The sequence below is a fragment of the Pseudomonas sp. NBRC 111139 genome (genome assembly GCF_001753955.1).
GTDB classification, from domain to species: Bacteria; Pseudomonadota; Gammaproteobacteria; order Pseudomonadales; family Pseudomonadaceae; genus Aquipseudomonas; species Aquipseudomonas alloputida.
The window spans coordinates 1-8,959 of sequence record NZ_BCBP01000118.1; the positions used below are offsets into that span (position 1 = coordinate 1).

Consider the following 8,959-nt stretch of genomic DNA (forward strand, 5'->3'; position numbering starts at 1 on the left):
AGGATATCCACAAAGGTCAAGACCTGTAGGAGCGGGTTTACCCGCGAAGAGGCCGCTGCAGGCAATAGATCAGCGCCCAACCACCTTGGGCTTGTAGGCGCAATACCCCGGCCGCGGTCCGACCTTGGGGTGGTTGCGGCAGGTATCCGGGCGCTTGTCATAAATGGTGCACAGCCGGCTTTTACGATCCAGGTACATGCAGTCGTCGTTGCTCATCCGGGTGAGGGTGAAGATCCCGGACTTCTGGTTGAAGCGCTCGATGATGCCTTCTTTTTGCAGGCGCTTGGCCACGTTCTTGGGGGGTTCGTCTTTTTCGAACTCGTCGACCACGCCGATACGGATCAGATCCTTGATCTTCACCTCCACCGGCAGGGTGCAGCAGGTCGAATGGCAGCCATGGCACATGTTGCTGGTATAGCGCTGCCAGGTCTCCAGGCGGTCGACTTCGGCCGCGGCGATCAGGGTCGTTTTCATCTTTATAGGGTGGATCACGGTCTTGGGGCGCGCGATGATACCGGAATTGTTCAATTTATGAACAACCTTTTGCCGGAATCGCAGAGTGGGCATGAAAACTGCGAACCGTAACTGTCGCTCTCTGTCGAAGGGTCTAGTCTCAACACTCTCCCTCCGCTTTCGTCAACTTGCCCGAGGATGCCGCATGTCCCAGGAACCCAAAGCACGTGACGCCGAAGTCGCGGATTTTCGCGCTGCTGTACTGAACAAGCTGACCTACGCGGTCGGCAAGGACCCCGAGCACGCCTTCGACCATGACTGGTTCGAAGCCATTGCCCTGGCTGCGCGCGATCACATGGTCGACCACTGGATGGATCACACCCGGCAGGCCTATCGGCGCAGCCAGAAGCGTGTCTACTACCTTTCCCTGGAGTTTCTCATCGGCCGCTTGCTGTACGACAGCCTGAGCAACCTGGGCCTGTTGGACGTCGCCCGCGATGCGCTGGAAGGGCTGAATGTGGACCTCGAACGCATTCGCCTGCTCGAGCCGGACGCCGCGCTGGGCAATGGTGGCCTTGGCCGTCTGGCTGCGTGCTTCATGGAGAGCATGTCTACCCTGGGTATCGCTGCCCATGGTTACGGCATCCGCTACGAGCACGGGCTGTTCCGTCAGGCCGTGGTCGATGGCTGGCAGCAGGAACAGACCGAGAACTGGCTGGATTTCGGCAACCCCTGGGAGTTCGAGCGCGCCGAGGTGATCTACCCGATCAGCTTTGGCGGCAGTGTCGAAACGGTGCACGATGCAAGCGGTAGCCAGCGCCAGGTATGGTGGCCTGGCGAGACGGTGCGGGCGGTGGCCTACGACACGCCGGTAGTCGGCTGGCGCGGATCCAGCGTCAACACCCTGCGCCTGTGGCGTGCGCGGGCGCTGGAAGAGCTGCACCTGGAGCGCTTCAACGCCGGTGACCATTTGGGGGCTGTGGCTGAAGTGGCGCGTGCCGAGAGCATTTCGCGTGTGCTTTACCCCGCCGACAGTACCGAGGCCGGTCAGGAACTGCGCCTTCGCCAGGAGTACTTTTTCGTCTCGGCTTCGCTGCAGGACTTGCTGCGGCGCCACCTGAACATGCACAAGGACCTGCTCAACCTGCCTGATGCAGCGGCCATCCAGCTAAACGACACCCATCCCTCGATTGCGGTGGCGGAGCTGATGCGGTTGCTGGTGGATCAGCACGAAGTGCCTTGGGAAAAGGCCTGGGAGCTGACCGTCGGCACGCTTGCCTACACCAACCATACCCTGTTGCCAGAAGCCCTGGAAACCTGGCCGGTAGCGCTGATGGAGCGCATGCTGCCACGGCACATGCAGATTATCTACCTGATCAATGCCTACCATATCGATGCGTTGCGGGCCAAAGGCCTGCACGACTTCGACGTGCTGCGCGCGGTTTCGCTGATTGAGGAAGACAACGGCCGACGGGTGCGCATGGGCAACCTGGCGTTTCTCGGCTCGCACAGCGTCAACGGCGTGTCGGCGCTGCACAGCAAGTTGATGAAAAGCACGGTGTTCTCCGAACTGCACAAGCTCTACCCGCAACGGATCAACAACAAGACCAACGGCATTACCTTCCGCCGCTGGTTGTACCAGTCCAACCCTCAACTGACCGAGATGCTGGTCGAGGCGCTTGGGCCGGAACTCAAGGACGACCCACAGACGCGTCTGGCGGGCCTGGTGCCGTTCGCCGAAAAAGCCGGTTTCCGCAAGCAGTTCGCTGCCCAGCGGCTGCACAGCAAGCGCGCCCTGGCCAGCATCATTCAGGATCGTATCGGCGTCACGGTCAACCCCGAGGCGCTATTCGACGTTCAGGTCAAACGTATTCACGAATACAAGCGCCAGTTGCTCAACCTGCTGCACACCGTTGCACTGTACCAGGCCATACGCAACGACCCTGGCACCAACTGGGTGCCGCGGGTGAAGATCTTCGCTGGCAAGGCTGCGGCCAGTTACCACCAGGCCAAACTGATCATCAAGCTGGCCAACGACATCGCCCGGGTGGTGAACAACGACCCGACAGTGCGCGGCCTGCTGAAGGTGGTGTTCCTGCCCAACTACAACGTCAGCCTGGCCGAGAGCATCATCCCGGCGGCGGACCTTTCCGAGCAGATATCCACCGCGGGTTACGAAGCTTCCGGTACCAGTAACATGAAGTTCGGCCTCAATGGTGCGCTGACCATCGGCACCCTGGATGGCGCCAACGTGGAGATGTGCGAACAGGTGGGGGCCGACAACATGTTCATCTTTGGCCTGACCGCGCAGCAGGTTGAAGCGCGCAAGCGTGCCGGTGATTTTGGCGCCAATGCCGCCATAGCTGCTTCCAACCGCTTGACCGATGTGTTGCAGGCCATCCGCAGTGGTGTGTTCTCGCCAGACGACCCTTCTCGGTACACCGGGTTGATCGACGGCCTGGTGGCCTACGATCGCTTCTTGGTGTGTGCCGATTTCGATGCCTACTGGGATGCCCAGCGGCGGGTCGAGGATCTGTGGCACACACCGCAGGAGTGGTGGCGCAAGGCGGTGCTCAATACCGCGCGGATGGGCTGGTTCTCCTCGGATCGGACCATTCGCGAGTATGCGACCGAGATCTGGAAGGCGCTGGACTGAGGCGGGCCTGTGCTGGCTTGTTCGCGGGTAAACCCGCGCCTACAGGGCCCTTATCCACCTGTAGGCGCGGGCGCGTCCGCGAATGGCTCCACAACCAGACCACCGGCCTGGCGAAGGCTGAACTACCGACCTATTGTGCCGTCTGAGAGCCGTGGCGAGTCTCATCACTCGCTAGCCCGTCACTCTCCCTGTAAACTGCGGGGGTTTTCATCCCCCCAATCCGTTCGGAGCCATACATGTCCCGCGTTACCCTGAGTCGCTATCTGATTGAGCAGACCCGCAGCAACAATACCCCTGCCGATCTGCGCTTCCTGATCGAAGTGGTAGCGCGTGCGTGCAAGGAAATCAGCCATCACGTGTCCAAAGGCGCCCTCGGTGGTGTGCTGGGCAGCATGGGCACTGAAAACGTGCAGGGCGAGGTCCAGAAGAAACTGGACGTGATTTCCAACGATATCCTGCTGGAAGCCAACGAGTGGGGCGGTCACCTGGCTGGCATGGCTTCCGAAGAAATGGACAACGCGTACCAGATCCCGGGCAAGTACCCGAAAGGCGCCTACCTGCTGGTCTTCGACCCGCTGGACGGTTCGTCGAACATCGACGTCAACGTGTCGGTCGGTACCATCTTCTCGGTTCTGCGTTGCCCTAACCAATACCTGAGCCAGAACGAAAGCCTCAACGAAGAAGCGTTCCTGCAGCCAGGTACCGAGCAGGTTGCTGCCGGTTATGCCATCTACGGCCCGCAGACCATGCTGATCCTGACCCTGGGCAACGGCGTCAAGGGCTTCACCCTGGATCGCGAACTGGGCAGCTTCGTGCTGACTCACGAAAACATCCGCGTACCGGAGACCACCGCCGAGTTCGCCATCAACATGTCCAACCAGCGCCACTGGGAAGCCCCGGTACAGCGCTATGTGGGCGAACTGCTGGCAGGCGAGACCGGCCCGCTGAAGAAGAACTACAACATGCGCTGGATCGCCTCGATGGTGGCCGACGTGCACCGCATCCTGACCCGTGGCGGCCTGTTCATGTACCCACGTGACGCCCGCGAACCAAGCAAGCCGGGCAAGCTGCGCCTGATGTACGAAGCCAACCCGATGTCGTTCATCATCGAACAGGCCGGTGGCGCTTCCACCAACGGTTACGATCGCATCCTCGACATCAAGCCAGAAAGCCTGCACCAGCGCGTGTCGGTGATTCTCGGCTCGAAGGAAGAGGTCGAGCGCGTCACCGCTTACCACAAGGAGTAAGTCATGCTCGCACCTTGGCAGCCGTTGCTGGAGTGGTGGTTCGGTTGGGGCACCAGTGCCCAGGCCGTGGCTGACGAGAAGAGCACGCTGTGGTTCGGCAAACATTACGATGCCGAGGCCCATGCGCTGTTTGGCGACCTGGTCGAGCATGCCCTGGCGGGTGGGCTCGAAGAGTGGCAGCAAAGCCCGCAGGGCTGGCTGGGCCTGCTGATTTTGCTCGACCAGCTGCCACGCATGATCTACCGCGACACGCAGCGTGCCTTCGAGGGCGACCGGCGTGCCCAGGTGGTGGCCATGCAGGGCCTGCAGAAGGGCTGGGATTACCAGTTGCTGCCGATCCAGCGCGTGTTCGTGCTGCTGGTACTGGAGCATGCCGAAGTGCTGGACTGGCAGAACCTGTGCGTGGAGCGTTATCGAATGCTGCTGGACGAACAGCCCGAGGCCAACCGCCGGCTGTTTGAAGGCTTCCTCGACTATGCCGAGCAGCACCAGCGGGTAATTGCCCGCTTCGGGCGCTTCCCGCACCGCAACCTGGTGCTGGAGCGGCCGAGCACCAGCGAAGAGATGGACTTTTTGCTGGAGCCTGGGTCCCGATTCTGAGGCCCAAGGGGCCTGCTGTGCAGGCATCGCGACGCAAGGCCGCTCCCATTGGGGGCGGCCTTTTTTATTGGGTGCATGATTAATGCTTTGTAATTAATCGCACAGTAGTGGCCATCCGACCAATGGTGTAGGGACATAGGGGGTGGGGCAGGGAACCTGGGAGGGATTTTCACGTCGAAGGTCACTGCAGGCCACTCGCCTGTATCATCTTTCAGGAGTGTCCCTTCATGTCGTTGCGTTCCCTCGCCCTGTTGTCGCTGTGCGTCGTGCTGACTGCCTGCAGCAAGATCAATCAGGAAAACTATTCCAAGATCAAGGCCGGTATGAACAAGGCCGAGGTCGAGCAGTTGCTCGGCACGCCGACCGAGTGTTCTGGCGCGTTGGGCATGAGCAGCTGCACCTGGGGGGACGAGAAGAGCTTCATCAGCGTGCAGTACGCAGCTGACAAGGTGCTGATGTATTCCGGGCAGGGCCTCAAATGAGGCGTGCGTACCTGCTGATGGGGGTATGCCTGGCGTTGCTGCTGGGCGGTTGTGCAGGTTCCGTGCACGACCCGCTGGCGCCGAAAACCGCCGGCCATGTCGACCTCAAGCGCTACCAGGGCAAATGGTACGAGCTGGCGCGCCTGCCCATGCGCTTCCAGGAAGGCTGCGAGCAGTCCGAGGCCCATTACAACCTCAGGCCTGATGGCAGTTATGGCGTGCTCAACCGCTGCCGCACCATGGGTGATGAATGGCTTCGCGCCGAAGGGCATGCGAATATCCAGGAGCCGGGGCACACCGACAAGCTGTGGGTCGAGTTCGATAACTGGTTCACCAGGCTGGTGCCAGGCGTGGCGCGGGGTGAGTACTGGATTCTTTATGTGGACGACCACTACCGTACGGCCATCGTCGGCAGCCCGGACCGCAAATACCTTTGGATTCTGTCGCGTACGCCGACACTGCCGGCCTGGGAGCGTGAGAACCTGCTGTCCAGGGCGCGGCAGCAGGGGTATGACACCAGCCGCTTGATCTGGCGGGCGTCCGATCAGCAAATAGTAAAAATGCACTGAGTTTTTTTGGGGTTGCTTTGCAACCCTTCGCGGGCAAGCCCGCGAAGGGCTGCAATGCAGCCCCGATACACTCAGCCCAGAAGCTGGCGCAACACCTCGGCAAACGACCGCCCGCTTTCTTCTTCTTGCGCATGTCGCCCCTGGCGCACCACCCACTGCCCATTCACCATCACATCGCGCACCTGGCGATCGCCGCCGGCAAACAGCCAACGGTTGAGAATGGCATCACCCTCCGCCATGGCGATGTAGGGGTCCTGCCCATCGAGCACCAGCCAGTCGGCACGCTTGCCAACCGCCAACTCGCCGACCGCCTGCCCCAGCGCCTGCGCACCACCGGCCAGCGCCGCGTCATACAGCGTGCGTCCGACCATCGGTTGGTCGCCGCGATACAGGCGGTTGCGCCGCTGGTCCCGCAGGCGCTGGCCATATTCCAGCCAGCGCAGCTCCTCCACCACGCTCAACGACACATGGCTGTCCGAGCCAATGCCCATACGCCCGCCCTGTGCCAGGAAATCCACTGCCGGGAAGATCCCATCGCCCAGGTTGGCTTCGGTGGTCAGGCACAACCCGGCCACCGCGCCGCTGCGGGCCATGGCAGTGACTTCGTCCGGTTCGGCGTGGGTAGCGTGTACCAGGCACCAGCGGCGGTCCACGTCCACGTGCTCGTACAGCCACTGCAGCGGGCGCAGGCCGCTCCAGGCCAGGCAGTCGTCGACTTCCTTCTGCTGTTCGGCGATGTGGATATGCACTGGGCACTGCCTGTCGCTGGCCGCCAGCACTTCGGCGATCTGCCCAGGCGTTACCGCCCGCAGCGAGTGGAAGCACAGGCCCAGTTGCTGCGCCGGTTGCGCGGCCAGCAGCGGGGCGAGCTGGGCTTGCAGCTGCAGGTACTGCGCGGTGGAGTTGATGAAGCGCCGCTGCCCGTCGTTCGGCGCCTGGCCGCCAAAGCCTGCATGGCTGTACAGCACCGGCAGCAAGGTCAGGCCGATGCCGCTGTCGGCTGCGGCCGCGCTGATGCGTCGCGACAGCTCGGCGGGGTCGGCGTAGGGCTTGCCGGCCTGGTCGTGGTGCACGTAGTGGAACTCCGCCACCGAGGTATAACCGGCCTTGAGCATCTCGATGTACAGCTGGCGGGCGATGACCTGAAGCTGCTCTGGGCTGATCTGCCCGACCAGGCGGTACATCAGGTCTCGCCAGGTCCAGAAACTGTCGTTGGGGTTGCCGGCAACTTCCGCCAGGCCTGCCATGGCGCGCTGGAAGGCATGCGAGTGCAGGTTGGGCATGCCGGGCAGCAGCGGGCCGGCCAGGCGCTCGGCGCCTTCGGCCGAAGCGCCAGGCTCGATGCTGGCCACGCGGCCATCGCGGGCGACCTCGATACGCACATGGCTGGCCCAACCCGTAGGTAGCAGGGCGCGTTCGGCGAAGTAGGCTGACATCGGTGGAATCCTGTTATTGTTAACTTGTATATACATATACAGGCGTTTGCCTGCCGGGTAAACTGCGGCAAGCTACCGCTCATTTCATTTGCACAAGGATCCATCGCCGTGCCGACACCTCCTGTCTCCGTGCTGGTTGCCCAGATGGGCGAGGGCCCGGCGCCGCTCTACGCCCGGGTCAAACAGATGATCATCCAGCAGATCGACAACGGCAGCTGGCCACCGCATCACCGGGTACCCTCCGAGAGCGAGTTGGTCAACGAGCTGGGTTTCAGCCGCATGACCATCAACCGCGCCCTGCGTGAACTCACCGCCGAGGGCCTGCTGGTGCGCATGCAAGGGGTCGGCACCTTCGTGGCCGAGCCCAAGGGCCGTTCGGCGCTGTTCGAGGTCAACAACATTGCCGATGAAATTGCCGCGCGCGGGCACCAGCATAGCTGCCAGGTGATCACGCTTGCCGAAGAAGCGGCCGGCTCCGAGCGGGCGCTGGCTCTGGACATGCGTGAAGGTCAGCGGGTGTTCCATTCGCTGATCGTGCATTTCGAGAACGGCGTGCCGGTGCAGATCGAGGACCGCTACGTTAACGCGGCCATCGCCCCCGACTACCTCAAGCAGGACTTTACTCGGCAGACGCCTTACGCCTACCTGTCCCAGGTGGCGCCGTTGACCGAAGGTGAGCATGTGGTCGAGGCGATCCTGGCCGAGCCGGAAGAATGCCGCCTGTTGCAGATCGAGCGGGGCGAGCCTTGCCTGCTGATTCGTCGTCGCACCTGGTCCGGCCGCCAGCCGGTGACCGCTGCACGGCTGATCCACCCCGGTTCCCGTCATCGCCTGGAAGGACGTTTCAGCAAATGAGTCAGCTGCAGTTGTTGCGTGCGCACGATTACCCGCGCATGCCTTGGAAGAACGGTGGTGGTTTCACCGAAGAGATCACCCGCGACAGTGGCGAGGGTCTGGACGGTTTTGGCTGGCGTCTGTCGATTGCCGACATCGAAGAGTCGGGCGGCTTTTCCACCTTCGCCGGCTACCAGCGGATCATCACCGTGCTGCAGGGCGACGGCATGCGCCTGCTGGTCGACGGCCAGGCCAGTCGGCCATTGCTGGCGTTCGATGCGTTTGCGTTCAGCGGCGAGAGCCAGGTCAGCTGCAAGTTGCTGGGCGGGGCGATCCGCGATTTCAACCTGATCTATGCACCGCAGCGATATAGGGCGCGGCTGCAGTGGCTGGATGGCACCAGCCGGGTGTATAGCTCGGCGTCGACGGTGTTGTTGTTTGCTGCCAGCAGCCTGGTCGAAGTCACTATTGCCGGGCGCGAGACGCAGCGGTTGGGGTTGTTCGACTGCTTGCGTCTGGAAGGCAATGATGAATTGCTGGGGTTGGAGGTTCAGGGGCGGTTCTGCCTGATCGAACTGGTTGAGTGCTGAGGGCCTGGCTGTAGGTTTTTGTCGCCTGTGAGATCGAGCGCCGCCAGATGTCCGCCTCGACACATTCTGCGCCTGTGAGATCGAGCGCCGCC

The 8,959-nt window shown here is 62.3% G+C and carries 9 protein-coding genes; 7 read left to right on the forward strand and 2 right to left on the reverse strand.

Going from position 1 to position 8,959, the window contains the following annotated elements:
* Positions 1-69: 69 nt before the first annotated feature.
* Positions 70-474, reverse strand: a complete 405-nt coding sequence (locus BJQ17_RS28870; protein WP_003249225.1) for a YkgJ family cysteine cluster protein — start codon at positions 472-474, stop codon at positions 70-72.
* Positions 475-658: 184 nt separating this feature from the next.
* Between BJQ17_RS28870 and BJQ17_RS28875 the strand changes: the two genes are divergently transcribed.
* The 5 genes from BJQ17_RS28875 (at position 659) to BJQ17_RS28895 (ending at position 6,007) form a co-directional block, all read left to right on the forward strand.
* Positions 659-3,109, forward strand: a complete 2,451-nt coding sequence (locus BJQ17_RS28875; protein WP_012053932.1) for a glycogen/starch/alpha-glucan phosphorylase — start codon at positions 659-661, stop codon at positions 3,107-3,109.
* 236 nt (positions 3,110-3,345) lie between these two features.
* Positions 3,346-4,356: a class 1 fructose-bisphosphatase gene (locus BJQ17_RS28880; protein WP_003249230.1), complete on the forward strand. Its 1,011-nt coding sequence runs from the start codon at positions 3,346-3,348 to the stop codon at positions 4,354-4,356.
* A gap of 3 nt (positions 4,357-4,359) precedes the next feature.
* Positions 4,360-4,956, forward strand: a complete 597-nt coding sequence (locus BJQ17_RS28885) for a DUF924 family protein (protein ID WP_003249232.1) — start codon at positions 4,360-4,362, stop codon at positions 4,954-4,956.
* Positions 4,957-5,183: 227 nt separating this feature from the next.
* A complete protein-coding gene (bamE, locus tag BJQ17_RS28890) occupies positions 5,184-5,438 on the forward strand; it encodes an outer membrane protein assembly factor BamE (RefSeq protein WP_003249234.1) in 255 nt (84 codons plus the stop codon).
* On the forward strand, positions 5,435-6,007 hold the full coding sequence (locus BJQ17_RS28895) for a lipocalin family protein (RefSeq protein ID WP_004576931.1): 573 nt from the start codon (positions 5,435-5,437) through the stop codon (positions 6,005-6,007). The genes bamE and BJQ17_RS28895 overlap by 4 nt, the downstream gene beginning before the upstream one ends.
* Positions 6,008-6,078: 71 nt before the next feature.
* Here BJQ17_RS28895 and BJQ17_RS28900 read toward each other — a convergent pair whose 3' ends face one another.
* A complete protein-coding gene (locus tag BJQ17_RS28900; RefSeq protein WP_070096967.1) occupies positions 6,079-7,443 on the reverse strand; it encodes a formimidoylglutamate deiminase in 1,365 nt (454 codons plus the stop codon).
* Between the two features lie 144 nt (positions 7,444-7,587).
* Here BJQ17_RS28900 and hutC point away from each other — a divergent pair, with 144 nt between their 5' ends.
* Both hutC and BJQ17_RS28910 read left to right on the forward strand, forming a co-directional pair.
* Positions 7,588-8,298, forward strand: coding sequence for a histidine utilization repressor (gene hutC / locus BJQ17_RS28905; protein WP_173881450.1), 711 nt, complete (start codon positions 7,588-7,590; stop codon positions 8,296-8,298).
* Positions 8,295-8,867 (forward strand): HutD family protein, encoded by a 573-nt coding sequence (locus tag BJQ17_RS28910; RefSeq protein ID WP_004576933.1) that lies wholly within the window; start codon positions 8,295-8,297, stop codon positions 8,865-8,867. Before hutC ends, BJQ17_RS28910 begins: the two co-directional genes overlap by 4 nt.
* The last annotated feature ends 92 nt before the right edge of the window (positions 8,868-8,959 follow it).